Here is a 19192-nt window from a genome sequence, read left to right as displayed (position 1 = left end):
GGTCCTTCCGCCATAGACTGCTGGCGTAAGTCACCACGCCCAAATAGAGGAGTAGCGATGAACTACAGCGGAAGCCAGTATGAGAAGGCCGTGACGGCCGGGGAGCTTGACCGCAGCCACATCGGCCAGACGGTGAGCTTTCAGCCGAACGATTTCACCGTGGTGTTCGGCAAGATCGCCGGAATCGCCCGCACCGACGCCCAGGTGTATCTGACCCTGGACGGCGTCGGCGGCGGCACGCACCTGAAGGATGAGTACGACCTGCCTGTGGCGCACCAGGTGTACGTGCAGCTGGATCCGCTGAGCAGCGCCGGGAAGACCATCTCGGACGCGGAGCGGGTCATCAAGGAGAAGCTGGACGAGATCAGGAAGAACCTCCTTGACCGGGAACAGAAATCCGGAACGGAGTAACAGGCCCGGGATAACCGCACCGCTTCTGGCCTACACAGCGAAGAACCCCGCTGCACGAGTGCGGCGGGGTTCTTCTAGGCAACCGCTCCGTGTATGGGGGAACACGGAACGTTCCCGTCAAAACTAATGGACAGCCTGCTTAGGTTCCAAATCGTCGCCACTTTTTTCCAACCCGGTGGCGGTAATATCTGGCTACCGTCGCCGTAACGGGTCTCCTGATCTACGGCTTCGGTAGGCGGCCCGCTCTACGAACCGGGGAATGAGCGGGCCGCCGCCCCGGACGGACGCGGCGGATTTCGCCACCGTCGACGAGAGCGTCCACGCCCAATGCCCTGAAGTAGGAACCGGCCGGTGGGTGGACGAAGCCGGCCGCGTCGTTGACGGACCCACGGAGACTGATCCGAACCCGCCAGCCAACCTCAGAGGAACGCCGCGGAAATACGGCGTTTCCAGATACCAGCCGAACCCGAAGGCGGACCGCGCATGGCGTCTCGGCTTTGGAGTAGTCTGTCTTGGCTTTGGCCTCTACCTCGTGACCGGGCCGGTCAGTGATGGGTTCGGCGGTTTCGTGGGAGCGCTGTGCTCCATCTTCGGTCTGCCATCACTCGCGGGCTTGGTCCCCAAGAAATACCGATGGTGGTGAATTGCTCTTTACGGCGACAGGCTGAACCAATGACGCGGGGGATGCCCAATCCAGGGCAGAGAGCCGGGGCCAGCACATTCGACCTCCGCGCCGACGAATCTAGCTGACGCGGCGATAGCGGATGTGGGTGGCCAGCGGTGAGTGAAGCACCTCGGCGGGTTCGAAGCCGAAGGATTCAACCCCGTCGAAGATGCGCTCGCCCGAACCGAGCAGGACCGGTGCGATGTCGAGGGTGAGCTCGTCGATCACACCGGCGATCAGTGCCTGTCGAACGGTCGAGGCCCCACCGGCGATGTCCACGCCTTTGTCCCCAGCGGCCTGGCACGCCGCCGAGTAAGCAGCGTCGAAGCCCTCGGTGACGAAGTGAAAGGTGGTCCCGCCGTCCATCTGGATCGGGTCATGCCTGTGGTGAGTCATCACGAACACCGGCGCGTGGTAAGGCGGTTCGGCTCCCCACCACCCGGTCCAATCCTCATCCCAGTCCCCGCGAATCGGGCCGAACATGTTCCGGCCCATCACATACGCGCCCCGCGGGCGCATGAGCCACTCGTTCGCGGCCTTGTCGGCATCATTGGCTCGCGGGTCGCCGATATGCCAGCCGTGCAGCTCCCGCCCCCGTTTGCCCAAGGGGTCCTCGCGGCTCTGGTCCGGCCCGGCGACGAAGCCGTCAAGCGAGATCGACATGTGGCAGGTGGTGTCCGGCATCGCGAACCTCCTGAGTGATTGCGACTGGCATGCGGTCGTGAGGCGATTCTGGGGATCCTAGCACGTGATAGCGTCCTCGCCGAGACCAAATGAAGGCCTAAAACCGGTGTGCACGGGCAAAGCAAAGGCCCCTGCTTTCCTTGTGGTCAAGGGAAGCAGGGGCCTTGCTTATTGGCGGTGACGGTGGGATTTGAACCCACGTTGGCTTTTACACCAAACAACATTTCGAGTGTTGCACCTTCGGCCGCTCGGACACGTCACCAACCTCAATAGGGTACCGGAGCAAGGCCCGCATCCCCAAAACGGCATGTCTTTGCACCGCGGTTCGGGCTGCGCGAGCGGCCACGCCGGGACGCGTCTTCGCGGAAATCGGGACCGGGCACTAGATTCATAAGCAAGATGACTACTTTCCAGCAGCAGACCGAAGCAACCGCATATTGGACCGTGGGCCCCGGCCAGGGTGAACTCCGCACCGAGGAGCTGCCCGTCCCCGGCCCTGAGGAGGCACTGGTGCGCTCGCTGTACTCCGGCATCAGCAAGGGCACCGAACTCGTGGTCCACCAGGCCGCCGTTCCGCCCTGCGTCGCCGAGGAAATGCGTGCCCCCCACCAGGAAGGCTCCTTCCCGTCGCCGGTGAAATTCGGCTACCTGTCCGTGGGGGTGGTGGAGCAGGGCCCTGCGGACTGGGTGGGGCAAACCGTGTTCTGCCTCCACCCGCACCAGGACCGCTACGTGGTTCCGGTGTCCTCGCTCACCCGCGTTCCGGACGCCGTTCCTCCCCGCCGCGCGGTCCTCACCGGGACGGTGGAAACGGCGGTGAACGCCCTTTGGGAGGCGGGGCCACGGCTGGGCGACCGCGTCGCCGTGATCGGCGCCGGGCTGGTGGGCGGCATGGTGGCCTCGCTGCTGCGCACGTTTCCCCTCGCGCGGCTCCAGCTCGTGGACCTCGACCCCTCCCGCAAGGACCTCGCAGACGCGCTGGGCGTGGACTTCGCCCTTCCGGATGATGCCCTGGCTGACTGCGACATTGTGTTCCATTGCTCCGCGTCCGAAGGCGGGCTGGAACGCAGCCTGAAGCTGGTGGGGGACGAGGGCGACATCATCGAAATGTCCTGGTACGCCGACCGGAAAATCACGCTCCCGCTCGGCGAGGACTTCCACGCCCGCAGGCTGTCCATCCGGGCCAGCCAGGTGGGCGCCGTGGCGCGGGCCCGCCGGCACCGCCGGACCAACGCCGACAGGCTGGAGCTCGCGGTGTCCCTGCTGGCGGACCCGGTGTTCGATGCCTTCCTTACCGGCACCTCGGACTTCACCGGGCTGCCCGGCGTAGTCCAGGACCTGGCCGAGGGCCGGCTCGAAGCGCTGTGCCACGTCATTGCATACCCGACCACTGAAGCGCCCGGCGCCGAAGACCCAGTCCGTAAGACCGCCACCACAGAAAGCGCGAGGTAACCATTGTTCAGCCTGACCGTACGCCGCCACTTCATGATCGCCCACAGCCTTCCCCGGGAGGCGTTCGGGCCTGCCCAGGGCCTGCACGGGGCGACCTTCGTCGTGGAGGTGACGTTCCGCCGTCGCGCTCTCAACGACGACGCCATCGTCCTGGACATCGGCGCGGCCGGCACCATGATCGAGGAGGTGCTGGCCGGGCTCAACTACCGCAACCTGGACGATCACCCGGACTTCGCCGGCAAACTGAGCACCACTGAGGCACTGGCGCAGTACATTGCCGAGGCCGTCGCGGAGCGTCTGCGGGAGGACACGGACGGCCGGGAACTCGCAGGCCTGGACGTCACCCTGCGGGAAAACCCCGACGCCTGGGCGAGCTACGCCCTCGAGCTCGGGGGGAGCTGACCCGGCCATGCCGCCCCCGCCGCAAGCCATCCGGCTCCTGGTTCCCGGGAACATCCGCCACAACTCCGGCGGCAACGTCTATAACGCCGCGCTGGCGCAGGGCCTCGAGCAGCTGGGAGCCAAGGTGACCATCCAGCCGGTCGGCGGCGACTGGCCGGTGGGCAGCAAGGAAGAACGACGGCGGCTGGCCGGCTTGCTCATGGCTGGAACCGGTGAGGGGGCACGGGCAGGCGCCCCGGCGGGGGTGCCCGCCAACACCGTCACGATGGTTGACGGCCTGGTGGCCTCCGGCGCCCCCGAAGCGATGGAGGCTGCCGCCGCCGCCGGCCACGCGCCGTGGGTCCTGCTGCACATGCCCCTGGACGAGCACCCGGACCTGGAAGCCCGGGCACTCCGGGCGGCTGCCGGCGTGATCTGCACCAGTGGCTCCGCCGCCGCCGAAATTACCCGGCGGCATGGACTGGCGGGCGTCGGCGCGGCGCTGCCCGGAACGGGGCGCGCCCGGGTGGCGGGCGGATCCGAGCCGCCGCGGCTGCTGGCCGTGGCGGCACTGCTGCCCAACAAGGACCAGCTGACCCTCCTCGGCGCGCTGGCGCGGCTGCAGGATCTGGAGTGGACGGCTGCCCTCGTCGGTTCTGCCACGGCGGACCCCGACTACGCCCGCCAGGTCACGGCGGCAGTAGACCGCTACGGCCTCGGCGGCCGGGTGGAGCTTGCGGGCGAACTGACCGGCGAGACGCTGGAGCAGCAGTGGGACGCCGCCGACCTGAGCCTGCTGGTCTCCAAGGTGGAGGCCTTCGGCATGGCGGTCACCGAGTCCGTCGCCCGCGGGGTGCCGGTCATCGTCCGGGCCGGCACCGGGGCCGTCGAGGCGCTGGGGCTGGGTGCGGAAACTGCCCCAGGGTACCCGGACGGTGCTGGACCCGCGCTGCCCGGCGCCGCCGTCGAACTGGGCAGTGACGGTGATCCTGCCGAGGCGGACCCCGGGCCGCTGGCGGCCCTGGTGCGCAGCTGGCTCACAGACCCCGGGCTGCGCGCCGAATGGCGCCGGCGGGCCCTCGCCGGCAGGGAACTCCTGCCGGGCTGGGACGCCACTGCGCGCCAGGTGCTCGGCTACGTGGCGCCGAAAGCATCGCCGGGCCGCCATTCCTCGCAACCGCCTGCTGATGGAGAATGAGGCATGACCAGCCACGTCCCGTCCGCCGCCACCCTGCCAGCCGTTGAAGCCCTCACCCCGGAGTTGCTCCGCGCCTGGGCCTGGCACCGGCAGGGGCTGGACGGCACACTCGAAGGCCGCACGCCGCAGGAGGTGCTCGCCGCGGCGGGATGGGCGAGGTCCGTGGGCGGTGCCAACCCATACCTGACCCTCTTCGCCCGCGCCGGAATCCGGCGTGAGCAGGTGGACACGGACGTCCGCGAGCTCAGGATCCACGAACTGCCCACCGCCCGCGGCTGCACCTACGTGCTGGGCCGGGAGGACTTCGACTGGGCACTGAGCCTGGGCAAAAGCGCTGAGGAGGCCTTCCGGGTGCTGGCGCGGCTCGGCGTCGACCGCGGCGAAATCACGCTGCTGGAGGAACAGATCGTGCATGTCCTCGGCGAAGCCGGCGGTCCCCTGGACCCCAGGCAGCTCAAGGAGGAGCTGGGGGAGTCGGTGCGGAGCCTGGGCGAGGAAGGCAAGAAAAAGGGCGCCGCCACCACGCTGCCCACGGCGCTGGGGCTGCTGCAGGCAGACGGCCGGATCCGCCGCGTTCCGGTCAACGGCCGCCTGGACCAGCAGCGCTATGCCTACACGCTGTGGGGCCTGCCGCCCAGCCGGCTCGGCCCCGAAGGCGCCCGGGAGGAACTGATCCGCCGCTACCTCGGCTGGACTGGCGGCGCCACCATTAAGCAGTCCCAGTGGTTCTCCGGCTTCACCCTCACCGACAGCAAGGCGGCGCTTGCCGCCGTCGGGGCCGTGGAGGTGCCCACCGCCGCCGGCGACGTGCTCTGGATGCTGCCGGCCGACGTCGAACGCCTCGCGGACTTCAGCCCGCCTGACGGGGAACAGATCCAGCTGCTGGCCGGCACCGATTCGCTGGTGCTGCACCGGCGGAACGCGGCGGACCTGTTTGCGGACGAGGACCGGGGCCGGAAGCTGCTGAACGCCACCCTGGCGCTGCAGGCGGACCTCCCGGACCACCCCATCTTTGACCGCGGCAGGATCATCGGGCTCTGGCAGTACGATCCCGGCAGGGAAAGGATCGCGGCCTGGCTCTTTGCCGGCCGGACGCCCGCTGTGGAGCAGCGCATCGCCGAGGTTGAGGCGTGGATCCGGGAGGACCTGGGCGACTTCCGCTCCTTCAGCCTGGATTCGCCTGCGTCCCGGCAGGAGCGGATTGACGCGCTGGACGCCGCCAGTTAGCCAACCTGTTAACTGGCGGTGCGGTGCTTAACTGGCGGTGCGGTGCGTCGCGAAAAACTCGCGCAGCAGCATGCCGCATTCCTCCTCCTGCACGCCGGCGTAAACCTCCACCCAGTGGTTCAGTCGGCGCTCGCGCAGAATGTCGAACACCGAGCCCGCCGCCCCGGCCTTCTCATCCCAGGCCCCGAACACCACGCGGTGGATCCGGGCCAGGACGATCGCGCCGGCACACATGGCGCACGGTTCCAGGGTCACCACCAGTGTGCAGTCCTCCAGCCGCCAGCCGTCGCCGCTGCCGCCGTCGAGAGCCGCACGTTCCCGCAGCCGCGCTGCGGCCTTCCGGATGGCCACCACCTCGGCGTGCGCAGTGGGGTCCCCGAGTGCCTCGCGCTCGTTGCGCCCGGTCCCCAGCACCGTTCCGTCCGGACCGATCACGACGGCGCCGATGGGCACATCCTCCGTAGCCAGGGCCCGCCGGGCTTCTTCGAGGGCAAGGCCCATCCATTCCAGGTGTTGCAGATCTGCCGGGGCCATGGGTCAATGATAGTTTCGAAGGATACTTAGCATCGGACAACGCAAGCGCCGGGAGTAACCATGAAGTCCCTGACTGAGAGGTACGGCAGGTGGCTCGGGCCTTACGCAGCCCTGTGGATCACCCTGGTCGTCGGCGGCTTCCTGGTGGTGGTCCTGACCCTCCTCAGCGCTGAGGTGTACAACAGCGTCGTGGACCAGGACGGCGTCTCGGGTCTGGACAAACCCGCCCTCCAGCTGGCCAAGGAGTACAGGAGCCCCGGGCTCGACTCGGCCGTTACGGCCTTCACGAACATCGGCGGCGGCATCGGCATGCCCATCCTGGCAAGCATCCTCGTGGCCTGGCTGATCTATGTCAGCCGCAGCTGGCGGCCGCTCATCCTGGTGGGCGGTGCGGCTGCAGTCTCCGTCACCGCCACCAGCGTGGGCAAGACCCTGCTGGGCCGCACCCGTCCCGACCATCTCGACGCCGTTCCGCCGTTCGAGTTCTCGCCGTCGTTTCCGAGCGGGCACACGCTGAACACCACCGTAGTGATCAGCATCGTGGTGTACCTGGTGTGCCTGCAGTTCCGGAAGACCTCGGCACGGACGTGGGTGATCATCGCGGGAGCGGCGTTCATCATCGCCATGGGACTGAGCCGGGTGTTCCTCGGCCACCACTGGCTGACGGATGTGATGGCCGCCTGGCTGATCGGGGCGGCCTGGGTTGCCGTGGTCATCCTGGCCCACCGGCTGTTCCATGTAATCCGCCGGCGGGAGCATGCGGGCCCCGCCCCCACATTCGAGCACCCGGCCCACCTCAAGGACAGCAAAGCCGAGCGGGCCGAGCGCCTCCAGGGGACCCCCGATGCCGGGGAAGCAGCCGGAAACCGGGGCGGGGAGCCAGGCCCCGGGTGATAGTTTTGACCCATGCGCACACTCCTCGTGGACCATCCGCTGGTCGCCCACAAGCTCACCGTCCTGCGGGATAAGAACACCCCCTCGCCGGTCTTCCGCCAGCTCACGGAGGAGCTGGTCACGCTCCTCGCCTACGAGGCAACACGCGACGTCCGCACCCAGCCGGTCACCATCGAAACCCCGGTCGCCACCACGGTTGGCACGGCGTTCACCAAGCCCACTCCGCTGGTGGTTCCCATCCTGCGCGCCGGGCTGGGCATGCTCGAGGGCATGACCAAGCTCGTCCCCACCGCCGAAGTGGGATTCCTGGGCATGGCCCGCGACGAGGAAACCCTGGACATCATCACCTACGCGGAGCGGCTGCCGGATGACCTTTCCGGCCGCCAGATCTTCGTCCTCGACCCCATGCTCGCCACCGGCGGCACCCTGCGCGAGGCCATCAAGTTCCTGTTCAAGCGCGGCGCCGCCGACGTCACCTGCATCTGCCTGCTCGCCGCTCCCGAAGGCCTCGCAAAGCTGGAGGAGGAACTCAAGGACGCCAACGTCACCATCGTCCTCGCCTCCATCGACGAGAAGCTGAACGAGAAGGCCTACATCGTGCCGGGCCTGGGCGACGCCGGCGACCGGCTCTACGGCATCGCCGGGTAAACCCGCCCGCGTGAACCGGCCGGCCCCGAACCCCAGTCCACCGCCGGAGGTCTTCCGGAGCGCAGGGCGCCCCGGCTAGCCTGTGCACCATGGACTGGAAACTTGAACTCGTCTTCGTACCCGTGTCCGATGTCGACCGCGCCAAGGACTTCTACGTACACAAGGTCGGCTTCAACGCGGATTATGACGAACGGCCCATGGACGGGCTCCGCTTCGTCCAGCTGACCCCACCCGGTTCGGGCTGCTCCATTGCCATCGGGGAGGGGCTGAACGATGCTCCTCCGGGCACGGCGCCCAGCCTTCAGCTGGTGGTCAGCGACATCAATGAAGCGCACAGCCAGCTCAAGGCCAACGGCGTGGACGTCAGCGACGTGGACGTCCAGGACTGGGGGCACTTCGTTTACTTCGCCGACCCGGACGGCAACAAATGGGCGGTGCAGTACCTTCCGAACCGGCCGAACGGCTGAGCTTCGAAGGGCGCGTCATCGCACCGGATGAGGCAGGATGGAAGCCATGAGCCTTCCTGCCGAGTCCGCCACCACCACGCTGTCAGCCCGCGCCGTCCTGTTCGACATGGACGGCACCCTGGTAGATTCCACGGCCATCGTGGAGCGGGTGTGGACCGAGTTCGCCGGACGCTACGGCCTTGATATTGCGGAAATCCTCCGCACGTCCCACGGAGTCCAGGCGCTGGATACTGTCCGCCGCTTCGCTCCGGAGGGGTCCGACGTCCATGCCCTGGCGGCCGAGCTGGGACGCATGGAACTGACCGAGACAGCCGGCATCGTCGCCGTGCCGGGTGCGCTGCAGCTGCTCGAGTCCCTGCCGGCCGACGCCGTGGCCCTGGTGACGTCTGCGTCGCGCGACCTCGCCACCGTCCGGATGGCGGCGGCAGGGGTGGAGATGCCGGCAGCGGTTGTCACGTCCGAGGACGTGTCCCGCGGCAAACCGCACCCCGAAGGCTACCTGCTCGGCGCGTCCCTGCTCGGGGCAGACCCCACGGAGGCGGTGGTGTTCGAGGACGCTCCCGCTGGCATCGCGGCGGGAGTCGCCGCCGGTATCCGGACCGTCGCGGTGGGCCCGAACACCGGCGTCCTTCCCGACGGCGTGCTGCACATCCCGGACTACAGCGCCGTTTCCGCCTCGGTGGAAACCGGCCAGGACGGGCGCCCGGCGATCTCCCTGCGGCTGTAGCCTTCGCTTGTCAGGACAGATCATAGACCGTGGCACCGCAGATGTTTCGGGCTGGAAGTTCATGATTGCCTAGTCGGTCAGCTTGTAGACAGTGGAGTTGCCCACGGTCTGGGCCTCAAAGTTGGCGGCAACCCAAGTGGCCACCTCGGAGCTTCCGCCGCGTCCGCCGCCTCCGCCCATTCCGCCGCCGGAGATGAAGTAGCCAATCTCGCCGTTGGCCACCATCTCCTGGAACTGCACAAGCGTGGGGTAGGGGTCGCCGCCGTTCCAGCCGCCCAGGGCAATCACGCTGGTGCCCGTGGCGAGTTCCAGGCTGGCCGCCTGGCTGGCGCCGGAAACAATTCCGGACCATTTGGCGGTGCTGGCCTTGAGCAGCGCGGTGAGTTCGGAGTTCGCCGTGCCGGAACCGTCTGCCAGCCCCGAGCCGTCTGCCAGGCCCGAGCCGGAGCCACCCGGTCCGGCAAAGCCGGCGCGTCCGCCCTGCCCGCCCGGTGCGCCCATCGCAGAGGCGGTGGGACCCGACGTCGGAATTGATCCGGAATGGGGCTGCGCCGTCGTGGCGAAGGTCCACGCAGTACTGCCGAGCCCGCCGGCCAGCAGCGAAACCGCCACGACGGTAGCCGTTGCCGCCTTGCGGAACCGGGCGGGAACAGCCCGGAGCGAATCGAGCCGGAGCAGCAGTGCGACAGCGGCCAGCACGCCGAGGATCACCACGGCCACCCTGATCCAGGGCAGCCAGGTGGCGTCGCGTCCCAGCAGCACCGCGGACCAGACCGACGACGCCAGGACCGTGCCGGCCAGCGTGATCCGTGCCGGCACGTAAGCGCGGCCGCGCCACAGTTCCACGGAGCCGATGCCCACCAGTGTGGCGATCGCCGGGGCCAGCGCAACGGCGTAGTACGGGTGGACAGTTCCGCTCATGAAGCTCAGGATGCCGGCGGTGACCAGCAGCCAGCCGCCCCAGAGGACCAGGGCCGCGCGGGTACGGGATGTGCGTGCTTCACGGCGGGTGAACCACAGGCCCGCAACCAGCAGGATCAGGGCCGAGGGAAGCAGCCAGGACACCTCGCCGCCGAAGCTGGCCCCGAACATCCGGGCGATCCCGGCGGCACCGCCGAAACCGACATTCCCGCCCATGCCGCCGGCACCGCCGACGGGCATGCCGCCACCGCCGCCTTCGACGCCGGTGATGCGGCCCAGGCCGTTGTAGCCGAAGGTCAGTTCCAGGAAGCTGTTGGCTTCGGATCCGGCCATGTAGGGCCTGCCCGTGACCGGCGTCAGCTGGAACAGGGAGATGTAGCTGCCGGCCACCAGCAGGATGCCGCTTGCAGCGGCGAGGAGGTGCAGGAATCGCTTGCCGAGGTTCGTCGGGGCGGCCCAGAGGTAGGCCAGTGCGAGGCCGGGAACGATCAGGAAGCCCTGGAGCATCTTGGTCAGGAACGCCAGGCCGATCACGGCGCCGGCTGCGGCCAGCCACTTCCAGCCTGCCTTTTCAATGGCACGGGTGGTCAGGTAGGCGGCCAGCACCAGGCACAAGGTGAGCATCGCGTCAGGGTTGTTGAACCGGAACATCAGCGCTGCCACCGGAGTCAGCGCCAGCACGCCGCCGGCGAGCAGTCCCGCCGCGGGTCCGGAGATGCGCTTGACCGTCAGGTAAAGGAGCCCGACGGCCGCCACCCCCATGAGTGCCTGCGGCACCAGCATGCTCAGGGGCGAAAAACCAAAGACCCGGCCTACGAGGGCGGGAATCCACAGGGCCGCCGGGGGCTTGTCCACGGTGATCGCATTGCCGGCGTCGAGGGAGCCGAACAGCAGCGCTGTCCAGTCTTTGGTACCAGCCTGGATGGCTGCGGCATAGAAGGAGTTGGCGTATCCCGTGGCTTCGAGGTTCCACAGGTAGAGCACGGCGGTGAATGCCAGCAGCGCTGCCGCGGAGGGCCGGATCCAGCGCGGCTGGTTTCCTACGAGCAGCCGGGATGCCCTGCCGGTCCGGCGGGTTCGTTCCGGGTTGGAACCTGTGCTGGCACGGGGCGGCGCGGGGTCCGCCGTGCTTGCCGATGGATCTGTTGTCGGGTCGATCGTCTGATCTGTCGTCCGATCTGGGGGAGTGACGGTGGTGCTCATGAGTGCGTCATTTCTGTGGTCGGGGCGGATGACTGCGGGAGGGATGGCTCGGAGGCGGCAGGATCTGCTGGAGCGTTGGTGGAAGATGCGGCAGGATCTGATGGAGCCTTGGTGGAAGATGCGGCGAAATCTGCGGGAGCGTTGGTGGCGACGGGCCGCCGTCGGAAGACCCACAGCCGGAACAGGAGGAACTTCACGGCGGTGGCGGCGAGGTTCGCGGCGGTGACGGTCACCAGCTCAACCCAGCGGTCCGGCGTCGTGCCTCCTGGAAGCGCGCCGCTGTGGACCAGGGCAAGCGCCCCGGCGGTGAGGGCGAGCCCGATCCCAAAAACGAGCAACCCTTCAAAGTGGTGGCGGGCAACATCACTGTTGCCGGCGATGCCGAACGTGAAGCGCCGGTTTGCCGCGGTGTTGGCCACGGCCGTGGTGAGCAAGGCCAGCAGATTGGCCAGCTGCGGGTCCATCAGGTTGCGGCAGAGGTAGAAGAGGACCAGATAGGCCAGAGTGGAGGCCACGCCGATGGTGCCGAACCGGACCAGCTGGCCGAACAGGCTGCCGCCCGGACTCTGTTCCTGACCGCGTGAAGCGGCGGGGAGGGGGCCGCGGGCCAGGGCCGCCCGGAGTTCGGTAACGGGGATGCGGCCGGTCACCATGTCCTTGCTGAGCCGGGCCATGCCGCGGACATCCGCGAGCGCAGTCTGGACGATGTCCACGCTGGAGCTGGGGTCGTCGGTCCAGTCCACCGGCACCTCGTGGACCCTGAGGCCGCACCGTTCGGCGAGGACCAGGAGTTCAGTGTCGAAAAACCAGGCGGTGTCCACGGTATGCGGCAGGATCTGCTGGGCGATGTCGGCCCGGATGGCCTTGAAGCCGCACTGCGCATCGCTGAAGTGGGCGCCCATCAGGGACTGCAGCATGAAGTTGTAGCTGCGGGAGATGAATTCACGCTTCTGCCCGCGGACCACCCGGGAGTTGCGGGCCAGCCGCGTGCCGATGGCCAGGTCCGAGTGGCCAGAGAGCAGCGGGGCCAGCAGTGGGCCGAGCGCAGCCAGGTCGGTGGAGAGGTCCACGTCCATGTAAGCCAGAACGGGCGAGGGCGAAGCCAACCAGACTTTCCGCAGGGCGTTGCCGCGGCCCTTTTCCTCAAGGTGCACCACGGTCACCTCCCGGAGTTCCCGGGCCACCCGTTCGGCCGCCTTGAGCGTTCCGTCGGTGCTGGCGTTGTCCGCGACGGTGATGCGGAACGAGTGCGGGAACGTGCCACGCAGGTAGGCGTGGAGCCGGCGCAGGCACTCCTCCAGGTCGCGTTCCTCGTTGTAGACCGGGATGGTCACGTCCAGAACCGGTACCGCGGTGGCGGTGTCGATGGGCGACCGCCGGCTGTGCCCGCCGAGGGAATGCGCGGGCTCGTGCCCCGCGGTGCGGGCATGAGGGTGCGCGGTGCGCAGCGGAGAGTGCGGCGGGGTTCCGGAGGCCTGGTCTGTGATGGTCATGCCTCAACAGTGGCCGCTAGGGTTATGAGGGTTTTAGGGCCGAGCTGTGCGGGGGCTGTGGACGTGACATCGGCGCTCGCCGGCTGCCAGCATCGGCTGTGGTTGCCGCGTTCGCTGCACCGCGCTGCATTTGTGCACCACTTTGCCTGCGGCAGGAAGAGGGGGGACGCAGAAGGGCCCCGAATCCTTGCGGATCCGGGGCCCTTCGCACTCAGGCGTTCAGCCTAAAGCGGTGCAAAAGTGCTCGTCATCGGCTGGCTTGGCCGGGGAACTCTCAGTACCAGTTGTGGGCGAGGTGCCAGTTCAGCGCACCGCACGGGGAGCCGTAGCGCTCCTGGATGTAGTCCAGGCCCCAGTTGATCTGGGTGCGGTAGTTGGTGCGGTAGTCCGCCCCGGCGGTCGCCATCTTCTCGGCGGGCAGGGACTGGACGATGCCGTAGGCGCCGCTGCTCGCGTTGGTGGCCGTCGTGCGCCATTCCGATTCCTTGGTCCAGAGCCGTTTCAGGCACTGCATCTGGTCTGCGGCCCAGCCGTATGACCCCAGCTTGGTGGCCGCGTAGGCCTGTGCGCCGGCCGGATCATTCAGGGCAACAGGCGCAGCGGCCTTCGCCTTGGCAACGGCGGCAGCCTTCGCGGCGGCAGCCTTGGCAGCGGCCGCCTGGGCAGCGTTGGCCTTGGCAACCGCGGCGGCGTTGGCAGCGGCGGCGGTCTTGGCAGCCGCTGCGTTGGCGGCGGCAGTCTTTGCGGCGGCCGCCTTGGCAGCGGCAGCCTTCGCAGTGGCGGCCTTGGCGGCGGCAGCCTGGGACGAGGACTGCGGAGCGATGGACGCCGCGGACGGGGCAGGAAGCGCGGAGATTAGCGTCTTGTCGAAGTTCAGGGTCTGCCCGGCGTCGGCGGTGGCCGCTGCCGTTGGGGCGGCGGAAGGCGCAGCCTGGTCGGCCGCCTGGCCTGCGGCGCCGACGCCAACGAGCACGGCTGCGGCAGTGGTAAGGACGGCTGCCCGGCGCCCGAAGGACGGAAGGCTTCCGGTCAGGCGGCCCCAAGCCGTCGCAGGCCGAACCGGCTCTGCACGGTGACGGGAAATATTGCGGTCGGACTGCTGGGAGGCGCGATCAGGGCGCGCCTGTGCCTTGAATTCAGACATGGTTGATTGCCTCTCAACACCTGCGGAGTTAGCTGTCGGGTTCGGATGAGGTCATCCGGCCGCACGGAAAATTCACGTGTCGGCTTCACCCCAAGGGCTGATGCGGAAAGCCCGGGACTCTGGTTCCCCCGCCTCTGCCTGAACTAGCGGAATCCGGGAAGCGGCAGAGCTGGGCGTCAATCCGGAGATGCGGCTCTAGTGGCGGCCGCACTCTATCGACCGTACAGGAGGCTTCTGATTAAGTCACATTTAGGTAACGGACATCACGACGACGGCGCGGCGCCTTGCATGGGCAGCCGGACGGCAAATTCCGTCCGGCCAGGCCGGGATGTGACCTCCACTGTCCCGCCGTGTGCCTCCACGATGGACTGCACGATGGACAGGCCAAGGCCGCTGGTTCCCTCGGCCGACAGAACCCCGGCTTCCCCCCGCGATTCGGGGGTGCGGAGGGTTGTTTGGGCGCTAGCGGCACCGGCAATGGAACCCGTCGCCGTTGCGGATGCAGGTGCCGGGGGCGCCTGCGCCGGGGTCACACGTGACGCGTCTGCGCGGGCAAAGCGAGCGAAGACCTTGTCCACGAATTCAGGCGGGATGCCGGCGCCGTCGTCCGTGACCGTAATCACAGCGCTGCCGTCAGCCGACCGCATCACGCCGGTGGTCACCGTGGTGCCGGGCGGCGTGTGCTTGCGGGCATTCGAGAGCAGGTTGACCAGCACCTGGTGCAGCTGCGATGCATCGCCCCGAACGGACACAGGTTCTTCGGGAAGGTCGAGGTGCCACGCCCGGTCCGGTGCCATGACCTTTTCGTCGCTGACGGTCTCGATCACGAGCTGTGTGAGGTCCACGTCGCTGAGCTTGAGCGGCTGCCCGTCGTCGAGCCGCGCCAGCAGCAGAAGATCCTCCACCAGGGCGGTCATGCGTTCTGACTGGCTCTGCACGCGTGCCAGGGACCGCTGGCCGTCCGGAGTGAATTTTTCGGTCATGCGCATCAGCTCGGTGTAGCCGCGGATGGCCGTGAGCGGCGTCCGGAGCTCATGGGAGGCGTCTGCCACGAATTGCCGCACCTTCATTTCGCTTTCCTGCCGCGCCTCCAAAGCATTGGACACGTTGTCCAGCATCTGGTTCAGGGCGTGGCCCACGCTGCCCACTTCAGTTCCGGGATGGGCGTTCGACGGCGGGACGCGGACAGCGAGTGCCACCTCACCGGCGTCCAGCGGCAGGCGCGAGACCTGGGTGGCCACCTCGGAGAGCTGCTCCAGCGGTTTCATGGTGCGGCGGATGAGGACCGTCCCGGCCAGGCCGATCAGCACGAGGCCGCCCAGCGAGACGATGGTAATCGTCCACACGAGGGACGTCAGGGTGTTCTGCTTTTCCGCGAGGGGGAGCCCGGTGACGATGACGTCCCCGTACGGCGCCTGCGCGGCGACCAGGCGGTAGGTGCCTGAGGACAGTGTGCGCTCGACGGGCACGCCGTTGCGGCGGAGCTCCAGGAGGACCTGGTTGTCTGAAGGTGACAGCGAGGCGCGGGTGGAGTCGGCGGCTATGAGACCGGCACTGATGACGGCGCCGTTCTCGATTCGCGCCGTGACCGTGCCGACCCTCTGGCCGCGGGCATCCAATGGATCGGGCCTGGTCCCTTGATTGCCGAGCGGCGGACGGCCGAAGTCGCTGGAGCGGTGGGCCGCATCCGAGAGCTGCTTGTCCAATTGCTGGGTCAGATAGGAGTCCATCGAGGCGTAGCTGAACAGGCCGATCGCGCCGCAGATGGCCACGAGGAGAGCCATCGCGACGAGGACCAGGCGTGTGCGGAGGTGCCAGGTGTCCGGCTTTAGCCAGCGTCGGCGCTGAGTGCGCGCGGCTCCGGAAAGTTTTGCCACGGCCTACTCTGCCGGTTTGATGACGTAGCCCGCGCCGCGGACCGTGTGGATCATGGGCGGGTGCACGGCATCCACCTTCTTGCGCAGGTAGGAGATGTACAGTTCGACGATGTTGGCCTGGCCGCCAAAATCGTAGTTCCATACCCGGTCCAGGATCTGGGCCTTGCTGACCACGCGCTTGGGGTTCTCCATGAGGTAGCGCAGCAGCTCGAACTGGGTGGCTGTCAGCTGCAGCTCGTCGCCGGCGCGGGTGACTTCGCGCGTGTCGAGGTTCAGGACGAGGTCGCCCACCACCAGCTCGGCGGAGTCCATGGCGGCGACGCCGGAGCGCTGGACCAGCCGGTGCAGGCGCAGCAGGACTTCCTCCATGCTGAACGGCTTGGTTACATAGTCGTCGCCGCCCGCGGCGAGGCCCACGATCCGGTCCTGTACCGCGTCCTTGGCGGTGAGGAACAGCGCCGGGACCTCCGGCGCGAAGGCGCGGATCCTGCCCAGGAGCTCAACGCCGTCGAATCCGGGAAGCATCACATCAAGCACCAGCACATCCGGGCGGAACTCCTTGGCGAGCTTCACGGCCTCGGGGCCGTCGGCAGCGATGGCCACCGACCAGCCGGCCATGCGCAGGCCCATGCTCATTAGTTCTGAGAGGCTCGGCTCGTCGTCGACCACGAGCGCACGGATGGGGGATCCGTCAGGGTGGGTCAGCTGGGGAAGGTTGTTGGTCATGGAGTGCGAAGTGGCCATGTGACAACTCTCCGTTCTGGTGTTTAGCCGCCGCTTTGGCAATCCTGTGCGCCAGCTGTGAATCCCAGCGTAGCGAGCTGAAAGGCGCCGCGTACGGATTTTCAGGTCACAGGCATGGCTCTTGCGCCGCACAGGCCAAACACAGGAAGGCTTTCCAGTCTGGAACGGACACTTCCGCAACCCCTAAGGAGATCGCAATGAGCGGACAGCAGCCTGTACCTGTTCCAGAAACCACACCCCTGCCTCCGGCGCCGCAGCCGGATGGGTACCCATACCGGCCAGGCTGGGGAGGGCCGCCGTCGGCAGGAAAAGTGGGAGGTTGGGCGGCCGGCGGCAAGCACTGGACCATGAAGCGCGGGCTGGTCGTGGCCGGTGCGGCCACGGTTCTGGCCGCTGGCGCAGGAGGCGCCGCTTACGGTTTGGGCAGCAACGCTGCCGCTGCCGGTGGAACGGCCGCAGGGGCCCAGGGCGGGTTGGCGCAAGGTGGAACGCAGGGCGGTTTGAGCCAGGGCGGCACGCAGGGAGGGGTGCCGCAGGATGGCGGGTCTTTGGGCGGTCCGGGCATGCAGGCGCCGGGAGGCGGAACGGTGCCGGGCCAGGGAGACGACTTCGCGCCCAACGGCCTGGGCGGCATGGGCAGCGGCGTTTCGGCGGCCGTCCATTCGGAGTACGTCGTCGAGGAGAACGGGGCGTACGTCACCAAGGTGGCGCAGCTCGGCAGCGTTTCCACCGTAGCCTCCGGTTCGGTCACGGTGAAGAGCGCCGACGGGTTCACCCGCACGTACACGCTCAGCGACGACACGGTGGTGAGCAACATGCTGCAGCGGCGCCAGGAGTCGGCAACCGGCGACCTGACAGTGGCCGACATCGTTGCCGGAGCCGCTGTGCGGATTGTGGCCGGCAAAGACGGCTCGGCGTTTCCGGCGGAGAGCGTGCAACTGAGCGGCACCACACAGTCTGGCGGGAGCACACTGTCTGGCGGGAGCACCGGATCAGGCGGAGCCACGCAGCTAGGAGGAACCAGCGGCACCGGCCAGTCCAGCTGATGCAAGGACGACGGCGCGGCGCCCCGGGCGAACCGGGCGCTGCCGCCGTCGGTATGAGGAACTTGACTACAGCCCCAACCGCACCCGGAGGAAAAATTTTCCTCCGGAGCGCGTCATAGCTGGACAACCGGCTAACGGCGGCTGCGGGTTTTCGGTAACTGAAACGTCATTGAATATTCAGCGACTTCGACTGCAAAAATCGAAGAAGATTCTGTAGACCTGGCTTTCCGACCGTCCGGTCAAGAAAATAAATCGAAAAATCGGTCAACGGCAAAACTGTGAGTTATCACACAATCAGGCGGTTCGTCTCAGCATCCGGACACTTCCGTCCATTGTTACTTGCAAGTTTTCATTGTTACGTTGCACACTTTCAAATGTGAACAAGAACTCAACAGCACCTGCAGCCGCAGAACATTGGCCCAGCACACCAGCTGCTGCCGACATGCGCTGTTGTCGAATGCACGCCTAACTTTCACCACCCCACGAAGTTTTTAGGCATTCGCCCCCAGCCCAGCGTAGGGCGCCCCTCCCCAGAACCATTGCGGGGACCCAAGCATTCGAGCCGCGATGACGGCCATTCACATTGAGGTAAGCAAACATGTCAGTTGCATCCGGATACGTCCACATCTCAGTCCGTAACGCCAACAAGGCAGGCCAGCCATCTGGCCTGCGGCAGGGATTCGGCGCCCGCCCCGCCTTCGCCCCGGGTGGCCAGGCAAACAGTGTTCCCGCCGCTCCGGGTTACGCACCCCAGGGCTATAATCCGAACTCCTACGGCCAGTTGCGCGCCGTCCAGGCAGACGAAGCCGCGCCAATCACCGCGCCCACGCCGCTTGTGGCCCCGGCCGCCGCCGCACCGGTCCGCGCCGTACCCAATGAAAACGTTGCCCGCGGGTTCGTCCTGTACATGGGCATTGACGAGGAAACCGCGGCTGCCGCCGGCACCTCGATCGCCAAGCTTGCCCAGGAGATCCGGGCCTATGCCCAGTCGCTGGTTACCGGAGCCGAGAGCTACGCGGCCGTCGCTGTGGCGCCGTCCAGCGCCCCCGGTTCGGCGCTCGACGTCGTCCGTTCCACCTTCGGCGACCCCACCGTCAACGCCCGGCAGCGCACCGAGACCGCCCGCGTGCAGCCGGCCCAGGATCCCCGCCCGTCGGGTGTCCTGATCGACCTCGCCCGCCGCGAAGTGCACCTCGACGGTGAGTCCCTGAACCTGACGTTCAAGGAATTCGAACTGCTCAACTACCTCGTGGAGAACGGCACCCGCACCGTGGGCCGCGACGAACTGCTCGAGGGCCTGTGGCGGAACGCCGAAGAGGTGCCGAACGAGCGCACCATCGACGTCCACATCCGCCGCCTGCGCTCCAAGCTCGGCCGCCTTGCCAACACGGTGCGTACCGTCCGTGGCCAGGGCTACCGCTTCTACGAGCACCCGGAGGTCGTTGTCTGGGCCGCTCCGGAGTACTCGATCTAGTAC

At 67.7% G+C, this 19192-nt stretch carries 19 protein-coding genes, 1 tRNA gene and 1 riboswitch; of the genes, 12 read left to right on the top strand and 8 right to left on the bottom strand.

The window, feature by feature from the left end; all coding sequences use genetic code 11:
- Positions 1-57: 57 nt before the first annotated feature.
- Complete coding sequence (locus ACTHQX_RS15670) at positions 58-411, top strand: hypothetical protein (RefSeq protein WP_236806700.1); 354 nt, start codon at positions 58-60, stop codon at positions 409-411.
- A 259-nt stretch (positions 412-670) separates the two neighbouring features.
- Positions 671-1054 (top strand): hypothetical protein, encoded by a 384-nt coding sequence (locus tag ACTHQX_RS15665; protein ID WP_440158098.1) that lies wholly within the window; start codon positions 671-673, stop codon positions 1052-1054.
- Between the two features lie 99 nt (positions 1055-1153).
- Here the strand turns inward: ACTHQX_RS15665 and ACTHQX_RS15660 are convergent, their stop codons facing one another.
- Both ACTHQX_RS15660 and ACTHQX_RS15655 read right to left on the bottom strand, forming a co-directional pair.
- Positions 1154-1759: a dihydrofolate reductase family protein gene (locus ACTHQX_RS15660; protein ID WP_440158100.1), complete on the bottom strand. Its 606-nt coding sequence runs from the start codon at positions 1757-1759 to the stop codon at positions 1154-1156.
- 172 nt (positions 1760-1931) lie between these two features.
- Positions 1932-2021, bottom strand: a tRNA-Ser gene (locus tag ACTHQX_RS15655).
- Between the two features lie 137 nt (positions 2022-2158).
- Here ACTHQX_RS15655 and ACTHQX_RS15650 point away from each other — a divergent pair.
- From ACTHQX_RS15650 to ACTHQX_RS15635, 4 genes are read left to right on the top strand one after another with little or no spacing between them, the layout of a single operon-like run.
- Complete coding sequence (locus ACTHQX_RS15650; RefSeq protein ID WP_440158101.1) at positions 2159-3211, top strand: zinc-dependent alcohol dehydrogenase; 1053 nt, start codon at positions 2159-2161, stop codon at positions 3209-3211.
- Between the two features lie 3 nt (positions 3212-3214).
- Positions 3215-3613 carry a 6-pyruvoyl trahydropterin synthase family protein gene (locus tag ACTHQX_RS15645; RefSeq protein WP_440158102.1) on the top strand — a complete coding sequence of 133 codons (399 nt, stop codon included), beginning with the start codon at positions 3215-3217 and terminating at the stop codon, positions 3611-3613.
- Positions 3614-3620: 7 nt separating this feature from the next.
- Positions 3621-4790 (top strand): glycosyltransferase family 4 protein, encoded by a 1170-nt coding sequence (locus ACTHQX_RS15640; RefSeq protein ID WP_440158103.1) that lies wholly within the window; start codon positions 3621-3623, stop codon positions 4788-4790.
- Between the two features lie 3 nt (positions 4791-4793).
- Positions 4794-6017, top strand: a complete 1224-nt coding sequence (locus ACTHQX_RS15635) for a DNA glycosylase AlkZ-like family protein (protein WP_236806710.1) — start codon at positions 4794-4796, stop codon at positions 6015-6017.
- Positions 6018-6044: 27 nt separating this feature from the next.
- Here the strand turns inward: ACTHQX_RS15635 and ACTHQX_RS15630 are convergent, their stop codons facing one another.
- On the bottom strand, positions 6045-6551 hold the full coding sequence (locus ACTHQX_RS15630; RefSeq protein WP_236806711.1) for a nucleoside deaminase: 507 nt from the start codon (positions 6549-6551) through the stop codon (positions 6045-6047).
- Positions 6552-6611: 60 nt separating this feature from the next.
- On the opposite strand from ACTHQX_RS15630, the gene ACTHQX_RS15625 reads away from it, so the two are divergent.
- The 4 genes from ACTHQX_RS15625 (at position 6612) to ACTHQX_RS15610 (ending at position 9287) form a co-directional block, all read left to right on the top strand.
- Complete coding sequence (locus ACTHQX_RS15625; RefSeq protein WP_236806713.1) at positions 6612-7445, top strand: phosphatase PAP2 family protein; 834 nt, start codon at positions 6612-6614, stop codon at positions 7443-7445.
- A 12-nt stretch (positions 7446-7457) separates the two neighbouring features.
- A complete protein-coding gene (upp, locus tag ACTHQX_RS15620) occupies positions 7458-8093 on the top strand; it encodes a uracil phosphoribosyltransferase (RefSeq protein ID WP_236806715.1) in 636 nt (211 codons plus the stop codon).
- A gap of 89 nt (positions 8094-8182) precedes the next feature.
- Positions 8183-8560 carry a VOC family protein gene (locus ACTHQX_RS15615; protein WP_236806717.1) on the top strand — a complete coding sequence of 126 codons (378 nt, stop codon included), beginning with the start codon at positions 8183-8185 and terminating at the stop codon, positions 8558-8560.
- A 46-nt stretch (positions 8561-8606) separates the two neighbouring features.
- Positions 8607-9287, top strand: a complete 681-nt coding sequence (locus tag ACTHQX_RS15610; protein ID WP_236806719.1) for an HAD-IA family hydrolase — start codon at positions 8607-8609, stop codon at positions 9285-9287.
- A gap of 69 nt (positions 9288-9356) precedes the next feature.
- Here ACTHQX_RS15610 and ACTHQX_RS15605 read toward each other — a convergent pair whose 3' ends face one another.
- From ACTHQX_RS15605 to ACTHQX_RS15585, 5 genes are all read right to left on the bottom strand, one after another.
- Positions 9357-11411, bottom strand: coding sequence for an ArnT family glycosyltransferase (locus ACTHQX_RS15605; protein WP_440158104.1), 2055 nt, complete (start codon positions 11409-11411; stop codon positions 9357-9359).
- Positions 11408-12904 carry a glycosyltransferase gene (locus tag ACTHQX_RS15600; protein ID WP_440158105.1) on the bottom strand — a complete coding sequence of 499 codons (1497 nt, stop codon included), beginning with the start codon at positions 12902-12904 and terminating at the stop codon, positions 11408-11410. The genes ACTHQX_RS15605 and ACTHQX_RS15600 overlap by 4 nt, the downstream gene beginning before the upstream one ends.
- Before the next feature lie 274 nt (positions 12905-13178).
- Positions 13179-14048: a hypothetical protein gene (locus ACTHQX_RS15595; RefSeq protein ID WP_236806724.1), complete on the bottom strand. Its 870-nt coding sequence runs from the start codon at positions 14046-14048 to the stop codon at positions 13179-13181.
- A 3-nt stretch (positions 14049-14051) separates the two neighbouring features.
- Positions 14052-14207, bottom strand: a riboswitch (cyclic di-AMP (ydaO/yuaA leader).
- 104 nt (positions 14208-14311) lie between these two features.
- Complete coding sequence (locus ACTHQX_RS15590) at positions 14312-15925, bottom strand: HAMP domain-containing sensor histidine kinase (RefSeq protein ID WP_440158106.1); 1614 nt, start codon at positions 15923-15925, stop codon at positions 14312-14314.
- Positions 15926-15928: 3 nt separating this feature from the next.
- Positions 15929-16669, bottom strand: a complete 741-nt coding sequence (locus ACTHQX_RS15585; protein WP_102972689.1) for a response regulator transcription factor — start codon at positions 16667-16669, stop codon at positions 15929-15931.
- 197 nt (positions 16670-16866) lie between these two features.
- Here ACTHQX_RS15585 and ACTHQX_RS15580 point away from each other — a divergent pair, with 197 nt between their 5' ends.
- On the top strand, positions 16867-17715 hold the full coding sequence (locus tag ACTHQX_RS15580; protein WP_440174613.1) for a hypothetical protein: 849 nt from the start codon (positions 16867-16869) through the stop codon (positions 17713-17715).
- Positions 17716-18313: 598 nt separating this feature from the next.
- Positions 18314-19189, top strand: coding sequence for a winged helix-turn-helix domain-containing protein (locus tag ACTHQX_RS15575; RefSeq protein WP_236806730.1), 876 nt, complete (start codon positions 18314-18316; stop codon positions 19187-19189).
- Positions 19190-19192 lie beyond the last annotated feature (3 nt).

The sequence above is a fragment of the Arthrobacter sp. SAFR-023 genome (genome assembly GCF_051965295.1).
Taxonomy (GTDB): domain Bacteria; phylum Actinomycetota; class Actinomycetes; order Actinomycetales; family Micrococcaceae; genus Arthrobacter.
This window is presented reverse-complemented; position numbering and strand designations above follow the sequence as displayed.

Coding starts and splice junctions, on each gene's coding strand:
- ACTHQX_RS15600 (WP_440158105.1), bottom strand. CDS start 12,904: ATGACCATCACAGACCAGGCCTCCGGAACCCCGCCGCACTCTCCGCTG.
- ACTHQX_RS15575 (WP_236806730.1), top strand. CDS start 18,314: ATGTCAGTTGCATCCGGATACGTCCACATCTCAGTCCGTAACGCCAAC.
- ACTHQX_RS15610 (WP_236806719.1), top strand. CDS start 8,607: ATGAGCCTTCCTGCCGAGTCCGCCACCACCACGCTGTCAGCCCGCGCC.
- ACTHQX_RS15595 (WP_236806724.1), bottom strand. CDS start 14,048: ATGTCTGAATTCAAGGCACAGGCGCGCCCTGATCGCGCCTCCCAGCAG.
- ACTHQX_RS15615 (WP_236806717.1), top strand. CDS start 8,183: ATGGACTGGAAACTTGAACTCGTCTTCGTACCCGTGTCCGATGTCGAC.
- ACTHQX_RS15650 (WP_440158101.1), top strand. CDS start 2,159: ATGACTACTTTCCAGCAGCAGACCGAAGCAACCGCATATTGGACCGTG.
- ACTHQX_RS15665 (WP_440158098.1), top strand. CDS start 671: ATGAGCGGGCCGCCGCCCCGGACGGACGCGGCGGATTTCGCCACCGTC.
- ACTHQX_RS15605 (WP_440158104.1), bottom strand. CDS start 11,411: ATGAGCACCACCGTCACTCCCCCAGATCGGACGACAGATCAGACGATC.
- ACTHQX_RS15640 (WP_440158103.1), top strand. CDS start 3,621: ATGCCGCCCCCGCCGCAAGCCATCCGGCTCCTGGTTCCCGGGAACATC.
- ACTHQX_RS15580 (WP_440174613.1), top strand. CDS start 16,867: ATGAGCGGACAGCAGCCTGTACCTGTTCCAGAAACCACACCCCTGCCT.
- ACTHQX_RS15635 (WP_236806710.1), top strand. CDS start 4,794: ATGACCAGCCACGTCCCGTCCGCCGCCACCCTGCCAGCCGTTGAAGCC.
- ACTHQX_RS15625 (WP_236806713.1), top strand. CDS start 6,612: ATGAAGTCCCTGACTGAGAGGTACGGCAGGTGGCTCGGGCCTTACGCA.
- ACTHQX_RS15660 (WP_440158100.1), bottom strand. CDS start 1,759: ATGCCGGACACCACCTGCCACATGTCGATCTCGCTTGACGGCTTCGTC.
- upp (WP_236806715.1), top strand. CDS start 7,458: ATGCGCACACTCCTCGTGGACCATCCGCTGGTCGCCCACAAGCTCACC.
- ACTHQX_RS15670 (WP_236806700.1), top strand. CDS start 58: ATGAACTACAGCGGAAGCCAGTATGAGAAGGCCGTGACGGCCGGGGAG.
- ACTHQX_RS15630 (WP_236806711.1), bottom strand. CDS start 6,551: ATGGCCCCGGCAGATCTGCAACACCTGGAATGGATGGGCCTTGCCCTC.
- ACTHQX_RS15585 (WP_102972689.1), bottom strand. CDS start 16,669: ATGGCCACTTCGCACTCCATGACCAACAACCTTCCCCAGCTGACCCAC.